The sequence below is a fragment of the Actinotalea lenta genome (assembly GCF_030586465.1).
In the GTDB taxonomy this organism is placed as follows: Bacteria; Actinomycetota; Actinomycetes; order Actinomycetales; family Cellulomonadaceae; genus Actinotalea; species Actinotalea lenta.
In genome coordinates, this window is the sequence record NZ_JAUQYP010000001.1 from 2830728 (window position 1) to 2847044 (window position 16317).

Annotated in this window: 15 protein-coding genes; 2 read left to right on the forward strand and 13 right to left on the reverse strand. The window is 72.5% G+C overall.

What is annotated here, in order from left to right; translation table 11 throughout:
• Positions 1–4: 4 nt before the first annotated feature.
• From ilvC to gatC, 10 genes are all read right to left on the reverse strand, one after another.
• Positions 5–1033 carry a ketol-acid reductoisomerase gene (ilvC, locus tag Q6348_RS13550; RefSeq protein ID WP_304601805.1) on the reverse strand — a complete coding sequence of 343 codons (1029 nt, stop codon included), beginning with the start codon at positions 1031–1033 and terminating at the stop codon, positions 5–7.
• An 82-nt stretch (positions 1034–1115) separates the two neighbouring features.
• On the reverse strand, positions 1116–1640 hold the full coding sequence (gene ilvN / locus Q6348_RS13555; protein WP_304601806.1) for an acetolactate synthase small subunit: 525 nt from the start codon (positions 1638–1640) through the stop codon (positions 1116–1118).
• A 34-nt stretch (positions 1641–1674) separates the two neighbouring features.
• The gene (locus Q6348_RS13560; RefSeq protein ID WP_304601808.1) at positions 1675–3519 is read right to left on the reverse strand and encodes an acetolactate synthase large subunit; all 1845 of its coding nucleotides are present in this window, start codon (positions 3517–3519) and stop codon (positions 1675–1677) included.
• Between the two features lie 258 nt (positions 3520–3777).
• Positions 3778–5475 carry a dihydroxy-acid dehydratase gene (ilvD, locus tag Q6348_RS13565; protein WP_304601809.1) on the reverse strand — a complete coding sequence of 566 codons (1698 nt, stop codon included), beginning with the start codon at positions 5473–5475 and terminating at the stop codon, positions 3778–3780.
• A gap of 587 nt (positions 5476–6062) precedes the next feature.
• Complete coding sequence (locus Q6348_RS13570; protein WP_304601810.1) at positions 6063–6716, reverse strand: 4a-hydroxytetrahydrobiopterin dehydratase; 654 nt, start codon at positions 6714–6716, stop codon at positions 6063–6065.
• A gap of 64 nt (positions 6717–6780) precedes the next feature.
• Positions 6781–7719 carry a 2-hydroxyacid dehydrogenase gene (locus Q6348_RS13575; RefSeq protein ID WP_304601811.1) on the reverse strand — a complete coding sequence of 313 codons (939 nt, stop codon included), beginning with the start codon at positions 7717–7719 and terminating at the stop codon, positions 6781–6783.
• Between the two features lie 19 nt (positions 7720–7738).
• On the reverse strand, positions 7739–8290 hold the full coding sequence (locus tag Q6348_RS13580) for a GNAT family N-acetyltransferase (protein ID WP_304601812.1): 552 nt from the start codon (positions 8288–8290) through the stop codon (positions 7739–7741).
• 16 nt (positions 8291–8306) lie between these two features.
• Entirely contained in the window at positions 8307–9815 is a 1509-nt protein-coding gene (gene gatB, locus Q6348_RS13585; RefSeq protein ID WP_304601813.1) for an Asp-tRNA(Asn)/Glu-tRNA(Gln) amidotransferase subunit GatB, read from the reverse strand.
• On the reverse strand, positions 9812–11338 hold the full coding sequence (gatA, locus tag Q6348_RS13590) for an Asp-tRNA(Asn)/Glu-tRNA(Gln) amidotransferase subunit GatA (protein WP_304601814.1): 1527 nt from the start codon (positions 11336–11338) through the stop codon (positions 9812–9814). Before gatA ends, gatB begins: the two co-directional genes overlap by 4 nt.
• Positions 11335–11634: an Asp-tRNA(Asn)/Glu-tRNA(Gln) amidotransferase subunit GatC gene (gene gatC / locus Q6348_RS13595; protein WP_304601815.1), complete on the reverse strand. Its 300-nt coding sequence runs from the start codon at positions 11632–11634 to the stop codon at positions 11335–11337. The genes gatA and gatC overlap by 4 nt, the downstream gene beginning before the upstream one ends.
• Before the next feature lie 158 nt (positions 11635–11792).
• Between gatC and Q6348_RS13600 the strand changes: the two genes are divergently transcribed.
• Together Q6348_RS13600 and Q6348_RS13605 are read left to right on the forward strand one after the other, a co-directional pair.
• Entirely contained in the window at positions 11793–12458 is a 666-nt protein-coding gene (locus tag Q6348_RS13600) for a nitroreductase/quinone reductase family protein (RefSeq protein WP_304601816.1), read from the forward strand.
• 13 nt (positions 12459–12471) lie between these two features.
• A complete protein-coding gene (locus tag Q6348_RS13605) occupies positions 12472–13236 on the forward strand; it encodes an HNH endonuclease signature motif containing protein (protein ID WP_434062063.1) in 765 nt (254 codons plus the stop codon).
• Positions 13237–13392: 156 nt separating this feature from the next.
• Here Q6348_RS13605 and Q6348_RS13610 read toward each other — a convergent pair whose 3' ends face one another.
• The 3 genes from Q6348_RS13610 to Q6348_RS13620 all read right to left on the reverse strand — a co-directional run bounded on the left by Q6348_RS13610 (position 13393) and on the right by Q6348_RS13620 (position 16252).
• Positions 13393–13812, reverse strand: coding sequence for a pilus assembly protein CpaE (locus Q6348_RS13610; protein WP_304601993.1), 420 nt, complete (start codon positions 13810–13812; stop codon positions 13393–13395).
• A gap of 227 nt (positions 13813–14039) precedes the next feature.
• Positions 14040–15044 (reverse strand): sugar phosphate isomerase/epimerase family protein, encoded by a 1005-nt coding sequence (locus Q6348_RS13615; RefSeq protein WP_304601818.1) that lies wholly within the window; start codon positions 15042–15044, stop codon positions 14040–14042.
• Positions 15041–16252 (reverse strand): Gfo/Idh/MocA family protein, encoded by a 1212-nt coding sequence (locus tag Q6348_RS13620; protein ID WP_304601819.1) that lies wholly within the window; start codon positions 16250–16252, stop codon positions 15041–15043. Before Q6348_RS13620 ends, Q6348_RS13615 begins: the two co-directional genes overlap by 4 nt.
• Between the last annotated feature and the right edge of the window lie 65 nt (positions 16253–16317).

Here is a 16317-nt window from a genome sequence, read left to right on the forward strand (position 1 = left end):
CGGCTCAGCGGGCCGCGTGGCCCTCGGTGTAGTCCGCGTCGGTCGGCTTGATCCAGGCGAACATCTTGCGCAGCTCGCGGCCGGTCGCCTCGATCGGGTGCGCCTCGCCCTTGGCCCGCAGCGCCGTGAACTCCGGCGCGCCGGCGTCCTGGTCGGCGATGAAGCGGGCCGCGAACGCCCCCGACTGGATGTCGGACAGCACGTCCTTCATGTTCTGCTTGACGTGCGGGTCGATGACCCGGGGGCCGGACACGTAGTCGCCGTACTCGGCGGTGTCCGACACGCTCCACCGCTGCTTGGCGATGCCGCCCTCGATCATCAGGTCGACGATCAGCTTGAGCTCGTGCAGGACCTCGAAGTACGCGACCTCGGGCTGGTAGCCGGCCTCCGTCAGGACCTCGAAGCCGTACTGGACCAGCTGCGACGTCCCGCCGCACAGCACCGCCTGCTCGCCGAACAGGTCGGTCTCCGTCTCCTCGGTGAACGTGGTCTTGATGCCCGCGGCACGCAGGCCACCGATCGCCTTGGCGTAGGACAGCGCGAGGTCCCACGCGCCGCCCGACGCGTCCTGCTCGACCGCGACGATCACCGGGACGCCACGACCGGCCTCGTACTCGCGGCGCACCAGGTGGCCCGGGCCCTTGGGCGCGATCATCACGACGTCGATGCCCGCGGCGGGCTGGATGTAGCCGAACCGGATGTTGAACCCGTGTCCGAAGACCAGCGCGGCCCCGTCCCGCAGGTTCGGCGCGATCTCGTCGCGGTACAGGTGGCGCTGCACCTGGTCGGGCGCCAGGACCACGACCACGTCGGCCTCCGCAACCGCGTCGGCGACGGGCTTGACCGGCAGGCCCTGGTCGGTCGCCTTGGCGGCCGAGGGCGAGCCGTCCCGCAGGCCGACGCGCACGTCGACACCGGAGTCGCGCAGGTTGAGGGCGTGGGCGTGCCCCTGGCTGCCGTAGCCGATGACGGCGACCTTCTTGGACTGGATGATCGACAGGTCGGCGTCGTCGTCGTAGAACAGCTCTGCCACGGGAGGGTCTCCTTGGTCGGTTCGAGGGCTGGGGTTCGAGGGTGGGTCCGGCACGCGGCACCCGTGCCGAGGGTAGGCCCGGTCAGGCCGAGCGCATCACGCGTTCCAGGGCCCGGTCCGTGATCGAGCGGGACCCGCGACCGATGGCCACGATCCCGGACTGCACGATCTCGCGGACCCCGAACGGCTCGAGCGCCGCGAGCAGGGCCTCGAGCTTGGCGGGGCTGCCGGTCGCCTCGACGGTCACGGCGTCCGGCACGACGTCGACGACGTGCGCACGGAACAGCTGCACCACCTCGAGCACGTGTGCCCGGGTGGACACGTCGGCACGGACCTTGACGAGCAGCAGCTCGCGCTGCACCGCAGCGTCCGGCTCGAGCTCGACGATCTTGATGATGTTCACCAGCTTGTTGAGCTGCTTGGTGACCTGCTCGAGCGGGAGCTCGTCGACGTCGACCACGACCGTGATCCGGGAGATGTCCGGGTGCTCCGTCGGGCCCACGGCCAGGGAGTGGATGTTGAACGCGCGCCGCGCGAACAACCCGGCGACCCGGGTGAGCACGCCTGGCTTGTTCTCCACCAGGACGGACAGGGTGTGCCGACTCATGCTGCACCTGCTTCCTCGAGGCGGGTCATTCCGCTCACTCCTCCCGGTCCCATGCCGGGCTGATGCCGCGGGCGTACTGGATCTCGTCGTTGCTCACGCCGGCGGCCACCATCGGCCACACCATGGCGTCGCGGGACACCGTGAAGTCCACGACCACCGGACGGTCGTCGATCTCCATCGCGCGCTTGATCGCATCGTCCACCTCGGCCTTGGACTCCACTCGGATCCCGGCCGCACCGTAGGCCTCGGCGAGCGTGACGAAGTCCGGGATCCGCACGGTGCCGTGGCCGGTGTGCAGGTCGGTGTTGGAGTAGCGCGACTCGTAGAACAGCGTCTGCCACTGCCGGACCATGCCCAGCGAGGAGTTGTTGATCACCGCGACCTTGATCGGGATCTCGTTGATCGTGGCCGTGGCCAGCTCCTGGTTGGTCATCTGGAAGCAGCCGTCGCCGTCGATCGCCCAGACCATCCGGTCCGGGTCTCCGACCTTGGCCCCCAGCGCGGCGGGCACCGCGAAGCCCATGGTCCCCAGACCGCCGGAGTTGATCCAGCCGCCGGGGCGCTGGTGGGAGATGAACTGCGACGCCCACATCTGGTGCTGGCCCACGCCGGCGACGTACACCGCCTCGGGGCCGGCCAGCTCACCGATGCGGCTGATCACGTGCTGCGGGGCGAGCAGACCGTCCTCGGTCTCGGAGTAGCCGAGCGGGAAGGTCTCGCGCCAGTCCTCGATCTGCTTCCACCAGTGCTCGAGGTCCGGCTTGCCGTGCTGGGCGTGCTCACGTGCGAGCTCGGGCAGCAGGTCTGCGATGACCTCGCGCAGGTCGCCGACGATCGGCACGTCGACGCGGCGGTTCTTGCCGATCTCTGCAGGGTCGATGTCGGCGTGCACGACCGTGGCGTGCGGGGCGAACGACGAGAGCTTCCCCGTCACGCGATCGTCGAACCGAGTGCCCAGCGCCACGATCAGGTCCGCCTTCTGCAGCGCAGCCACCGCGGGGACCGTGCCGTGCATCCCGGGCATGCCGAGGTTCTGCGGGTGGGTGTCCGGCAGCACGCCGCGCGCCATGAGCGTGGTCACCGCGGGCGCGCCGGACTCGTCCACCAGCCGGCGCAGCTCGGCCGCTGCACCCGAGCGCACCGCACCGCCGCCGACGTACAGCACGGGTCGGCGCGCGGTGGCCAGCAGCCGGGCGGCCTCACGCACCTGCTTCGCGTGCGGCTTGGTGACCGGGTGGTAGCCGGGAAGGTCGAGGTCGGTGGGCCAGGCGAACGTGGTCCGCGCCTGCATCGCCGACTTGGCGATGTCCACGAGCACCGGTCCCGGCCGCCCCGTCGCGGCGATGTGGAACGCCTGGGCGATCGTGCGCGGGATCTCGTCGGGGTCCGTCACCAGGAAGTTGTGCTTCGTGACCGGCATCGTGATGCCCACGATGTCGGCCTCCTGGAACCCGTCCGTGCCGATCAGCGAGGCAGCCACCTGGCCGGTGATCGCCACCATCGGGACCGAGTCCATGTTCGCGTCGGCGATCGCGGTGACCAGGTTGGTGGCCCCGGGGCCCGACGTCGCCATGCACACGCCGACCTTGCCGGAGGTGTAGGCGTAACCCTCGGCGGCGTGACCCGCGCCCTGCTCGTGACGCACCAGGACGTGCCGGAGCTTGGTGGAGTCCATCAGCGGGTCGTAGGTCGGCAGGATCGCGCCGCCGGGGATCCCGAAGACGGTGTCGACGCCGGCGTGCTCGAGCGACCGGACGATCGCCTCGGCGCCGGTCATCTCCTGCGGCGGTGCCGGGCGGAGATCCGCGGGGGTGACCGTCGCCGCCTGCGAGGTGCGACGCTCCCCCGTCGGGGGCGCCGGGTGGGAGCCCTGGGCCATCGTTGCTCTCCTGTGTCTCGTGCGTGCGGGTGGACCTTCCGGCCCCTGGCATGAAAAAACCCCTCGGCCCTGATGGGCACGGCGAGGGGTCGGCGTAGGTGGGCTGGTCCCGGCCTACGCCTGGCTGAGTACGACGAGCGTCCGCACGGTCGGGACCTTACGGCACCGTCCGCGGCTTGTCACGCACGTGGAACCCCGTCTCGCATCGTGGATCACCGTCTCGCGGTCCGAACTGCCGGTCGCGTGGTCGCGCTGCGCTCAGCCCAGGACGGCTCCGACCGACGCCGAGCCGACCATGCGTGCGTACCGCCCGAGCACCCCGCGGGTGTAGCGCGCCGGCAGCGGCTGCCACCCTTCGCGGCGGGAGGCGAGCTCTTCCGGGTCGACGAGCAGGTCGAGCGTCGCCGACGACATGTCCAGCCTGACCCGGTCCCCGTCGCGCACGAACGCGATCGGCCCCGCGTCGACCGCCTCGGGCGCGACGTGCCCGACGCACAGGCCCGTCGTCCCGCCCGAGAACCGGCCGTCGGTGAGCAGCAGGACGTCCTTGCCGAGCCCGGCACCCTTGATGGCACCCGTGATCGCGAGCATCTCCCGCATGCCCGGGCCGCCCTTGGGTCCCTCGTAGCGGATCACCACCACGTCGCCGGCCGTGATCGTGCCGTCCTCGAGAGCGTCGAGCGCGGCCCGTTCCCGCTCGAAGACGCGCGCCGTCCCCTCGAACACGTCCGAGTCGAACCCTGCGCTCTTGACCACCGCGCCGTCCGGGGCGAGCGACCCGCGCAGGATCGTGATGCCGCCCGTGCGGTGGATCGGGTCGTCCAACGCCCGCAGGATCTTCCCGTCCGGGTCGGGCGGCGCCACCTCGGCGAGGTTCTCCGCCACGGTGCGCCCCGTGACCGTCAGCGCGTCGCCGTGCAGCAGCCCGGCGTCCAGCAGCGCTTTCATCACCACCGGCACGCCCCCGATCCGGTCCACGTCGTTCATCACGTAGCGACCGAAGGGCTTGAGGTCACCCAGGTGCGGCACGCGCGCGGCCACCCGCGCGAAGTCGTCGAGCGTCAGCTCGACCTCCGCCTCGTTGGCGATCGCGAGCAGGTGCAGCACGGCGTTCGTCGAGCCGCCGAACGCCATCACGACCGCGATCGCGTTCTCGAACGCCTCCTTGGTCATGATCTGGCGCGCGGTGATGCCGCGGCGCAGCAGCTCGACGACGGCCTCCCCGGAGCGGTGCGCGAACGCGTCCCTGCGCCGGTCCGCCGACGGCGGTGCCGCCGACCCCGGCAGCGACATGCCCATCGCCTCGGCGACGGACGCCATCGTGTTCGCGGTGTACATCCCGCCGCAGGCGCCCTCGCCCGGGCAGATGGCGCGCTCGATCCGCCCGACGTCCTCCTCGCTCATCAGCCCGCGGGCGCACGCACCCACCGCCTCGAAGGCGTCGATGATGGTGACCTGCTTCTCGGTGCCGTCGGTGAGCCGGACGAACCCGGGCGCGATGCTGCCGGCGTAGAGGAAGACCGCGGCAAGGTCCAGGCGCGCCGCGGCCATGAGCATGCCCGGGAGGGACTTGTCGCACCCCGCCAGGAGGACCGAGCCGTCCAGGCGCTCGGCCTGCATGACGGTCTCCACGCTGTCGGCGATGAGGTCGCGGCTGACCAGCGAGAAGTGCATCCCCTCGTGGCCCATCGAGATCCCGTCGGAGACCGAGATGGTGCCGAACTCCAAGGGGTACCCCCCCGCGGCGTGCACACCGTTCTTCACGGCCTTGGCCAGTCGGTCCAGCGAGAGGTTGCACGGCGTGATCTCGTTCCACGAGCTCGCCACGCCGATCTGCGGCTTGTCGAAGTCTTCGTCGCCCATGCCGACGGCCCGGAGCATGCCGCGCGCCGCGGTGGCCTCCAGCCCGTCGGTGACCTGGCGACTACGGGGCTTGAGATCGCGCTGGTCGCTCATGGCCGGAGTCTAGGTCGCAGGGCGCAGACGGGCCCTTCGAGGGGTGCCCGTCGAGGGGTGCCCGTCGAGGGGTGCCCGTCGAGGGGTGCCCGTCGAGGGGTGCCCGGCGACCGCGCACCCTCCCCGAGGGGCCGCTCTCGCGACCAAGGGTGCAGCGTTACCGTCGCTATTCGACGGTAACGCTGCACCCTTGGGCGCTGCGCCGGTGGGCTCAGGGGGTTCGGATCGCGGTGTCGAGGTCCAGGGCCGGTCGATCTCGTTCCTGCCCGCTGGTGCGCGTGGGTAGCGCATCCAGCAGCACCGGTGATGCATGACGTCGTGCGCGTTCGAGTGCTCGCCTCGCAACGTCCTGGTCGTCGCCGACGGCGATCTGCACCATCGTGGCGGCGAACACGGCTGCGCGCAGGATGTGGCCAGGGCCTCCAGCGCGCCCGCGGCCGCGTACCGAGCGTCGACCCGCGGCCCATCGAGCCTGAGCGCGACGCCGTCCTGATGCCACGCACCCCATCCCCCCGCCGACGTCCGTTCGAGAGTCAGCCCGCGGCTGCGGTGCGGTGCGCGCCGCCGGACCGAGGCCTGGCGTCCCGTCAGTCCCGCGCCTGCCAGGTGCACACGCACGCCTCGTTGCCCTCCGGGTCCGCCAGCACCCAGAACGCCGGCGCACGCGCGTCGCTGACTACCCGTCCCCCGGCGCCGAGCGCCGCGGCCACCCGGGCCTCGGCGCGATCGTGCGGCACGGAGACGTCCAGGTGGATCCGGTTGCGCTGCGGCCGGGGTGCGTCCATCTGCTGGAACCAGACCGCAGGGCCGAGACCGGCCGGATCCACGAGGGCCGGACCACCGCCCGACGGGTCGTCCGCGTACCCGAGCACCGCGCGCCAGAACGGCAGCACCTCGGAGATGTCCAGGGCGTCGATCGCCACCTCGAGCGCCTGCGGGGCGCCTGGATCGGCGCTCAGCGCGAGCTCGTCGAGCACCGCCGACACGCGCCGCGCCAGCTCGACGTCCCGCTCCGTCAGACCACCGACGTCGTGCGAGACGACGGACAGGTGGACCCGGGGGTAGGTCAGATCCACGTCGGGGTGGTGACCGAGCTCCTCGGCGACCTCGGTCACCCGCGCGACGAGCTCCGCGCCACGGGCGAACGAACCGGTCTGCACCACGGTGTGCAGGCGGCCCAGCACCACGCGCCAGTGGCGGGGGTCGACAGACTCGGTCACTCCGGCGTCGGTGAGCGTCATGGCCCCAGGCTCGCATCCGGCGGCGGTGGCCGCGCGGCCACCGGGCGCACCCGGCCGCTCGCGATCAGGCGTCCGGCCCGCGCACGACGTTGATCGGGGGGCGACCTGCGGCCAGCTCGGTGAGCTGCCGGCGCATCAGGGCCGCGAACCGCGGGTGGGTCGCATCCGTGTAGCCCCCCACGTGCGGCGTCACGACCAGGTTCGGCGCGTCCCACAACGGGTGGTCGGACGGCAGCGGCTCGGGGTCGGTCACGTCCAGTGCGGCTCGCAGCCGACCCGAGGTCAGCTCGGCGAGCAGGGCTTCCGTGTCCACCACCTTGCCCCGCGCCATGTTGACCAGCAGGGCGCCGTCCGGCAGAGCAGCCAGGAACGCCGCGTCCACCAGGTGCTCGGTGTCGGTGGTCAGCGGCACCATCACCACCACGGCGTCGACCGTCGGCAGCAGCGCGGGGAGCTCGCTGAGGGCGTGCACCGGCCGGCCGTCCTCGGTTCGGGCGCGGGTGGCCACCGGGACCACCTCGACCTCGAGCGCGTCCAGCCGGCGCGCGATCGCCGAACCGATCGACCCGTAGCCGAGCACCATGACCCGGCGGTCGGCCAACGAGGGGCGGTGCACAGGCGCCCACCGGTGCGCCGCCATGTCCCGCACAGCGTCCGCGATGCCGCGCTGCTGCGCCAGCAGCAGGCCGATCGCGAGCTCGGCAGTACCGGCGTCGTGGACACCCTTGCCGTTGCACAGCGTCACGTGCGGAGGCACGAGGTCCAGGGCGTACTCGAAGCCAGCACTGGGCAGCTGGACCACGCTGAGCCGCGGCAGGTCCGCGAGCAGCCGGAAGCCCTCGGGCCGGACGAAGTAGTGCGGCACCACCACGACGTCGACCTCCGTGGCCACCTCGGGCGGCAGCGGCGCGCGCATGTCCCAGGACACCAGCCGCACACCGTCGACCGGGTCGTCGGTCAGCGGGTCGAGGAGCTCGGGGTGCGCGACGGTGGCGGTGATCATGCGGCCATCCTGGCACCCGTCACTGCTCGCGCGAACGCCAGTCGTCCTCCAGCACGGCCATCACGATGACGTCGCACCAGTGCTCGCCGTCCAGGTGCGCCTCGCGCAGCCGGCCCTCGACCACGAACCCGAGGCTCTCGTAGAGCGCGTAGGCGCGCGGGTTGATGCTCAGCACCTCGAGCGAGACACGGTGCAGCGCGAGCCCACCCTCGTCGAAGGCGTGGTCCAGCACCAGCTGGATCGCCTCACCGCCGAAGCCCCGCCCCCGCTGCCCGGGTCGCAGCGCGAGGCGCAGGTTCGCGTTGCGCGAGTGCCGGTCGATGTCGTTCAGGACGATCTCACCGAGGTACTCGTCGGATCCGTGCGTGATCGCCCAGTCCGCACGACCGTCCCGCCCGGCGACCGTGGCCGCCCACTCCTCGACCTGCTCACGCGTGAAGACCTGCGTCGTGCCGGTCTGGCGGGTGCCCTCCGGGTCGTCGGAGACCATCTCCCACATCCCGGCGGCGTCGTCAGCACGGATCGGACGCAGCGTCACCATCTCGCCGCGCAGCGTCGGCATCCCCTCCATGACGGATCCGCCTCGCTCAGCCCTGCTCGACGCGCTGCAGGACGATCTCGCGTACACGCCCCGCGTCGGCCTGTCCCCGGGTCGCCTTCATCACCGCGCCGATGATCGCGCCCACCGGCCCCAGGTTGCCCGACCGGATCTTGGCGACCACGTCCGGCTGTGCGGCCAGGGCGGCGTCCACCGCGGTCTCGAGCGCCCCGTCGTCCGAGACGACCTCCAGCCCACGCGCGGTGACGACCTCCTCCGGCGACCCCTCCCCCGCGAGCACGCCCGCCAGCACCTGCCGTGCGAGCTTGTCGTTGAGACGGCCCGCGTCGACCAGCCCTTGGAGCTCGGCGATCTGGGCGGGGGTGATGGCCAACGACTCCAGGTCGACCTCGTCCGCCTTGGCCGTACGGGCCAGCTCGCCCATCCACCACTTGCGCGCGGCAGCCGGCGACGCGCCGGCCTCGACGGTCGCCTCGATGAGCTCGACCGCGCCCGCGTTGACCACGTCGCGCATCTCCGGGTCCGTGAAGCCCCACCCCTGCTGGAGGCGGCGCCGACGGACGGCCGGCACCTCCGGGAGCGTGGTGCGCAGCTCCTCGACCCACTCCCGGCTCGGAGCGACCGGCACGAGATCGGGCTCGGGAAAGTACCGGTAGTCCTCGGCGTCGGACTTGATCCGGCCCGAGGACGTGGTGCCCGAGTCCTCGTGGAAGTGCCGGGTCTCCTGGACCACGGTCGCACCGGAGTCCAGCACCGCAGCCTGGCGGGCGATCTCGAACCGCACGGCGCGCTCCACCGAACGGAACGAGTTGACGTTCTTGGTCTCCGTCCGGGTGCCCAGCGGGGCGTCCGGGGACGGACGCAGCGAGACGTTGACGTCCGCCCGCACGTTGCCACGCTCCATGCGCGCCTCGGAGACGCCGAGCGCGCGGAACAGGTCCCGCAGGTGACGCACGTAGGTGGCGGCGACCTCCGGGGCGCGCGCCCCGACACCCGTGATCGGCTTGGTGACGATCTCCACCAGGGGAACGCCGGCGCGGTTGTAGTCGACCAGGGAGTACTCGGCTCCGTGGATGCGGCCACCCGCCCCGCCGACGTGCGTGTTCTTACCCGCGTCCTCCTCCATGTGCGCGCGCTCGATCTCGACCCGCACCGGCGTGCCGTCCTCGAGCTCGAGCTCGACGTAGCCGTCGAACGCGATGGGTTCGTCGTACTGCGACGTCTGGAAGTTCTTCGGGACGTCCGGGTAGAAGTAGTTCTTGCGCGCGAAGCGGCACAGCTCGGCGATCTCGCAGTTCAGCGCGAGCCCGATGCGGATCGCCGACTCCACCGCCTTGCCGTTCAGCGCCGGGAGCACCCCGGGCAGGCCCAGCGAGACCGGCGTGACCTGGGAGTTGGGCTCCGCGCCGAACTCAGTGGGCGCGCCGTCGAACATCTTCGACGCGGTGCCGAGCTCGACGTGCACCTCGATCCCGATCACCGGGTCGTAGCGGCGTACCGCCTCGTCGAACGGGACCAGGTCGGTCGTCACGGTCATCGGGCGCTCCCCTCCGTGGTCAGCTCGGGCGCTCGAGCCAGCAGCGGACCACCCCAGGAGGCCTCCAGCAGAGCCTCCAGCGCGGCGCCCACCCGGTAGACGCGGTCGTCGGCGCGGGCCGGGGCGAGGACCTGGAAGCCCACGGGCAGCCCGTCGTCGGACAGGCCGGACGGCACCGACAGGCCGGGAACGCCGGCCAGGTTCGCCGGGATGGTGGCCACGTCGTTGAGGTACATCGCCAACGGGTCGTCGAGCTTCTCCCCGAGCTTGAAAGCCGTGGTCGGTGTGGTCGGCGACACCAGGACGTCCACCTGGTCGAACGCGGCTGCGAAGTCGCGCTGGATGAGCGTCCGGACCTTCTGCGCACTGCCGTAGTAGGCGTCGTAGTAGCCGGCCGACAGGGCGTAGGTGCCCAGGATGATCCGGCGCTTGACCTCGTCACCGAACCCGGCCCCGCGGGTGGCGGCCATCACGCGCTCGGCCGTGGGGGGGCCGTCCTGCGGGACCACGCGCAGACCGAACCGCATGCCGTCGAACTTGGCCAGGTTGGACGACGCCTCGCTGGGCAGGATCAGGTAGTAGGCGGCGAGGGCGTAGCCGAAGTGCGGGCAGGAGACCTCGGTGACCTGGGCGCCCGCGCCACGCAGCACGTCGAGCGCCTCGTCGAACCTCGCGCGCACCCCGGGCTGGTAGCCCTCGCCGTTCAGCTCGGTCACCACGCCGATGCGCACGCCGCTCAGGTCCCCGGTCAGGCCCTGCCGCGCCGCGGCGACGAGCGGCGGGACGGGCTCGGGCAGCGACGTCGCGTCGCGCGGGTCGTGACCACCGATCAGCTCGTGCAGCAGGGCGGCGTCCAGCACGCTCCGGGTCACCGGGCCCGCCTGGTCCAGCGACGACGCGAGGGCGATCAGGCCGTACCGCGACACCGACCCGTAGGTGGGCTTCACGCCGACCGTGCCGGTCACGGCAGCGGGCTGGCGGATCGATCCTCCGGTGTCCGTCCCGATCGCCAGGGGGGCTTCGTAGGCTCCGACGGCGGCGGCGCTGCCACCGCCGGAGCCGCCCGGGATGCGTGTCAGGTCCCAGGGGTTGTGGGTGTCGCCGTAGGCGGAGTGCTCCGTGGAGGAACCCATGGCGAACTCGTCCATGTTGGTCTTGCCGAGGATCGGCAGCCGCGCTGCCTTGAGCCGGCTCACCAGGGTCGCGTCGTACGGCGGCACCCAGCCCTGCAGGATCCTCGACCCCGCGGTGGTGGGAGTCCCCTCGGTGACCACCACGTCCTTGACCGCGACGGGCACGCCGGCCAGCGGGTGCAGGTCCTCCCCCGCGGCACGGCGCCGGTCGACGTCGCGCGCCGTGGCGAGCGCCTCCTCGTCGGAGACGTGCAGGAAGGCGTGCACCGGGCCGTCGACCGCGGCGATCCGGTCCAGGTGCGCCTGGGTCACCTCGACGCTGCTCACCTCGCCGGCCGCGAGGGCGCGCGCCAGCTCGGCCGCCGTCCGGCGGGTCAGGTCCTCGCTCACGCGTCCTCCCCCAGGATCTGCGGGACGGCGAACCTGCCGTCCTGCGCCTCGGGGGCACCCGACAGGGCCTGCGCCACGCTCAGGGGCGCCTCCACGACGTCCGCGCGGAACACGTTGGTCATCGGGATCGGATGACTCGTGGCCGGGACGTCGGCGGTGGCGACCTCCTGGACGCGGGCCACGGACTCGACGATCACGTCGAGCTCGCCGGCCAGCCGGGTCAGCTCGGTCTCGGTGAGGTCGATGCGGGCCAGGCCGGCCAGGCGCGCGACCTCCTCGCGGGAGATGGTGGACATGCCCGCGAGTCTACGCAGCGACGCCGGGGGCGCCGACCGCCGCGTGCCGCCGGCCGCCCCCGTGCCGCCCGCACGGGACCAAGGGCCGCGGCGGGACGGGCACGTCGCGGTGCAGCGTGGACCGCGTGGCACAGGGCGCTCTCCCCTACGGTCCGGTGATGACCCGAATGCTCGAGCCGATGCGCCGAGGTTTCCTCGTCGTCAACAAGCGGGTGACCGTGCCCCTGCTGCGTCGCGGCCTCGGTCCGCTGCTGGTCACGCCGGCGACCGGCTCGATGCTCGTGCTGCGGACCACCGGGCGGCGCTCCGGGCTGCCCCGCGACGCGCCGCTGGGCTATGCGGTGCACCGTGGACGCGTGGTCGTCGTGGCCGGGTACGGGCGCAGGGCGCACTGGTTCGCGAACGCGCTCGCGGACCCGCACGTCGAGGTCTTGCTGCCGGGCGCACGGTTCGCGGGCCTCGCCGAGGAGCTGACCGACCCGGCGCAACGGCGCGAGGCGTTCGTCGCGGCCGTGCGCGCCATGGGCGTGGTCGGTGCGGCGACGCTGGGCGACGTGCGTCGCGCCTCGCCCGAGCGGCTCGACGATCTCGCTGCCGCGTTCCCGGTGCTGGCCATCACGCCGATGGAGCTCCTGGACGGCCCGTACGACCCGGGCGGCGTCGGGGCGTGGTGGAGCACGGCCGCCTGGGCGGGCGCTGGCCTTACGGTCGCACTCCTTCTGCGGGCCCTCCTCGGGACGGCCGGCCGAGGGCCCAGGTCCGCCGGTGCCGGTTCGGGCAAGGACCGGCCGACAGGAGCGGGTGCTTCGGCGCCGACCGCCTGACGCGGCCGCGGTGATGGGCGCGCTGGACGGTGCCGCGTCGATGCCAGGGGGTGACGAACGCACCGCCGACCAGCGACGCGCCGACGCGCTGACCGCCATGGCGCGCGGCGTGCTGGACTCGGGCGTGGGCCCGGACGGCACGCCGCTGCCCGTGGTCCAGCACCGCCGCCCCCACCTGCAGGTCACGGTCGAGGCGCGCGGCCCGGGGTCCACCCGCGGGCCGGACGGTCTCGAGACGAGCCCCGGCCCGAGCGTCGGTGACGTCCCAGACACGGGTCTCGGCCCGCTGGGAGGCGTCGCACAGCTCGCGGGGTACGGGCCGGTTCCGATCAGCGCTGTCGCCGACCTGGTCGAGGACGCAGGCTCGACCGCGGTGCCCGTACCCGTGGACCGGGCCGGCGTGCCCGTGATCGACGTCCCGGGCACCGACGCCTATCGGCCTAGCGCCGAGCTGGCTCGCGCCGTGGTGGCACGGGACCGGACCTGCCGGTTCCCGGGCTGCCGGGTGCCCGCGTGGCGCTGCGACATCGACCACATCAGACCCTTCGACCCGGACCGGCCCGCACGGTGGCAGACCATCGAGGAGAACCTCCAGGCGCTGTGCCGCCACCACCACCGGCTCAAGACGCACGGCGGCTGGTACGCCTCCCGCGACCCGGTCAGCGGCGCCACACTGTGGCGCTCCCCCCTCGGACAGGTCCGCACCGTCAGCCCGGAACCCGCGATCCCAGGGAGCCGGCCACCCTTCGGGGCGTCCGTCTGCTCCCGCCGGGAGTAGCCGCAGAAGCGCTGCCCCCACCTCAGCCGCGACACCGTGTGACCGCGCTCGGCGTGCCGCAGTCGACGAGTGCAGTCGGCGTGTGCAGTCGGTGTGCCCGCAAGCGGCCGGAGACGTTCCGGGGGCCAGTGCACCTGGACCGACGCGGCGCGACACCTAGACCGGCGCGGTCGCGCGCTGCACCAGCTCCAGCAGGGCCGAGCCGTAGGCGTCGGCGGCGGTGACCGCACGGTGCTCCCGCAGCGAGCCGTCCGGTTCCCTGGTCGCGACCACCCAGTCGCCGCCGGGTTCTCGCTGCAGAGCGACGAACGTCGCGCCGAGCAGCTCGCGCAGCTGGTCCTCGCGCGGCAGCCACAACACGTCCTCCTGGGCCACCGAGTCCAGCGCCCACTCCGTGGTGCCGTTGAAGCCCAGGATCGTGCCCGTCGGGTAGTGGTGCGCCTCGATCGTCATCTCGGACAGGGTGAACACCTGCCCGGACAGGGCAGGCTGCGGGATGACGAACCGGTCGCCGGCGGCCGGGGCCCAGCGCAGCCCCGCGTCGCGCAGTGCGGCGGCGAGGCCCTCGGAGATCAACGTGCCCATGCTCCAGTGTCACCCGTGAACGCCCCACCGTCAGGTCGGGACGCGCCACCGTCAGCCGGTGCCTTCCCCGGGGCGCTCCAGGCGCGTGGGCCAGAGCACCGCGACCCAGAGGGCACCGCGATCAATAGAGCCCTGCCAGCCAGAGAGCCCTGCCAGCCAGAGAGCCCTGCGACCCAGAGAACGGGGCGCCCCGCACTGCCCGGGGCGCCCCGACCGGCTCAGTGGCTCGCGAAGGCCGCGTCGAAAGCTGCGCTCGGCGGGTCGAACGCGAGTCGGCGGACGAACTCCAGCGCCTCCGGGGCACCGATCAGCCGGTCCATGCCGGCGTCCTCCCACTCCACGGAGATCGGGCCGTCGTAGCCGATCGTGTTGAGCATCCGGAACGAGTCCTCCCACGGGACGTCACCGTGCCCGGTGGAGACGAAGTCCCAGCCGCGCCGCGGGTCCGCCCACGGCAGGTGGGAGGCGAGCCGGCCGTTGCGCCCGTTGCCGACCCGGCGCTTCGCGTCCTTGCAGTCGACGTGGTAGATCCGGTCCCGGAAGTCCCACATGAAGCCCACCGGGTCGAGGTCCTGCCACACGAAGTGACTCGGGTCCCAGTTCAGCCCGAAGGACTCACGGTGCCCGATCGCCTCCAGCGTGCGCACGGTCGTCCAGTAGTCGTAGGCGATCTCGCTGGGGTGGACCTCGTGCGCGAAGCGCACACCCACCTCGTCGAAGACGTCGAGGATCGGGTTCCACCGAGCCGCGAAGTCCGCATAACCCGCCTCGACGAGCTCGGCCGAGACCGGTGGGAACATCGCCACGTACTTCCAGATGGCCGACCCGGTGAACCCGACCACGGTCTGGACCCCGAGCCGGGCGGCGGTGCGAGCGGTCCGCTTCATCTCCTCGGCGGCCCGCTGCCGGACACCTTCGGGGTCGCCGTCGCCCCAGACGACGTCGGGCAGCATGTCGCGGTGACGTTGGTCGATCGGGTCGTCGCAGACGGCTTGGCCCTTGAGATGGTTGGAGATCGCCCACACCTTGAGCCCGTACCGGTCGAGCACGTCGAGCTTCGCCTGGATGTAGTCGTCGTCCTCCGAGCCCTGCCAGGGATCGAGGTGGTCACCCCAGCAGGCGATCTCGAGGCCGTCGTAACCCCATTCCGACGCGAGGCGCGCGACCTCCTCGAACGGCAGGTCGGCCCACTGGCCGGTGAACAGCGTGACGGGGCGGGTCATGACTCCTCCTGTGGCGTATCGGCCGGCGTACCGGCCACGGTGGTCCAACGGCTCTCGTCCGCGGCACTGCGCTCGACGGCGTCGAGCACGCGCTGGACCGCGAGCCCGTCGTCGAAGGACGGCGCGGGCTGGGCACCGACCGCGAGGGCGTGCACCAGGTCGACGGCCTGGTGCGTGAAGGCGTGCTCGTAGCCCAGCATGTGACCGGCCGGCCACCACGCAGCGACGTACGGGTGCTCGGGCTCGGTCACGACGATGCGCCGGTACCCGGCCTCCCGTGCCGGTTCCGTCGCGTCGAACAGGTGCAGGACGTTGAGGTCCTCGAAGTCGAAGGCGAGCGAACCGTCCGTGCCGTTGACCTCCAGCCGGATGGCGTTCTTGCGGCCCCACGCGAACCGGGTCGCCTCGAAGGTCCCGATGCCGCCTCCCGAGAGCCGGGCCAGGAACACGGCCGCGTCGTCGACCGTGACCGGGCCGCGAGCGGAACCCGCGGTCCCGCTGAGCCCCGAGAAGCCCTCGGCCACCGGACGCTCGGTCACGAAGGTCTCCAGCAGGCCGCTGACGCCCGTGATCGACTCACCGGTGATGAACTGCACCAGGTCGACGATGTGCGCCCCGATGTCGCCCAGGGCGCCGGAGCCGGCTCGCTGCTTGTCCAGGCGCCAGGAGAGCGGCGCCTCGGGATCGGCGATCCAGTCCTGCAGGTACTGCGCCCGGACCTGGCGCACACGCCCGATCCGCCCTTCTGCGACGAGCTGCGCCGCGAGCGAGATCGCAGGAACCCGGCGGTAGGTGAACCCGACCATGGCCAGCACGCCGTGCTCAGCCGCGCGCCGTGCGGCCGCCGCCATCGCCTCGGCCTCGGTCACGCTGTTGGCCAGTGGCTTCTCGCACAGGACGTGCTTGCCCGCCTCCAGCGCTGCCACGGCGATCTCCGCGTGGGTGTCGCCGGGCGTGACGACGTCGACGAGGTCCACGTCGTCGCGTGCGATCAGCCTGCGCCAGTCGGTCTCGACGGCCCCCCAGCCCAGCGTGCGTGCCGCAGTGGCGACGCCCTGCGGCGAACGCCCGCACAGGACCGCCATGTCCGGGCGCAGGGGCAGCTCGAAGAACCGCGGTGCGACGCGCCACGCCTGCGAGTGCGCGCGCCCCATGAAGGCGTAGCCGACCATGCCGAGCCCGAGGCGCGGCCTCTCGTCCGTGCTCATGTGAACCTCCCGATCGACGTGCGGGATGCGCCGGGCCGGTGATGGCGCCGGCCCGGCGCATCAGG

Excerpts from the sequence above, each read along its gene's own strand:
- ilvN (WP_304601806.1), bottom strand. The coding sequence starts at position 1,640 with ATGAGTCGGCACACCCTGTCCGTCCTGGTGGAGAACAAGCCAGGCGTG.
- Q6348_RS13560 (WP_304601808.1), bottom strand. The coding sequence starts at position 3,519 with ATGGCCCAGGGCTCCCACCCGGCGCCCCCGACGGGGGAGCGTCGCACC.
- ilvD (WP_304601809.1), bottom strand. The coding sequence starts at position 5,475 with ATGAGCGACCAGCGCGATCTCAAGCCCCGTAGTCGCCAGGTCACCGAC.
- Q6348_RS13570 (WP_304601810.1), bottom strand. The coding sequence starts at position 6,716 with ATGACGCTCACCGACGCCGGAGTGACCGAGTCTGTCGACCCCCGCCAC.
- Q6348_RS13575 (WP_304601811.1), bottom strand. The coding sequence starts at position 7,719 with ATGATCACCGCCACCGTCGCGCACCCCGAGCTCCTCGACCCGCTGACC.
- Q6348_RS13580 (WP_304601812.1), bottom strand. The coding sequence starts at position 8,290 with ATGGAGGGGATGCCGACGCTGCGCGGCGAGATGGTGACGCTGCGTCCG.
- gatB (WP_304601813.1), bottom strand. The coding sequence starts at position 9,815 with ATGACCGTGACGACCGACCTGGTCCCGTTCGACGAGGCGGTACGCCGC.
- gatC (WP_304601815.1), bottom strand. The coding sequence starts at position 11,634 with ATGTCCACCATCTCCCGCGAGGAGGTCGCGCGCCTGGCCGGCCTGGCC.
- Q6348_RS13600 (WP_304601816.1), top strand. The coding sequence starts at position 11,793 with ATGACCCGAATGCTCGAGCCGATGCGCCGAGGTTTCCTCGTCGTCAAC.
- Q6348_RS13605 (WP_434062063.1), top strand. The coding sequence starts at position 12,472 with ATGGGCGCGCTGGACGGTGCCGCGTCGATGCCAGGGGGTGACGAACGC.
- Q6348_RS13615 (WP_304601818.1), bottom strand. The coding sequence starts at position 15,044 with ATGACCCGCCCCGTCACGCTGTTCACCGGCCAGTGGGCCGACCTGCCG.
- Q6348_RS13620 (WP_304601819.1), bottom strand. The coding sequence starts at position 16,252 with ATGAGCACGGACGAGAGGCCGCGCCTCGGGCTCGGCATGGTCGGCTAC.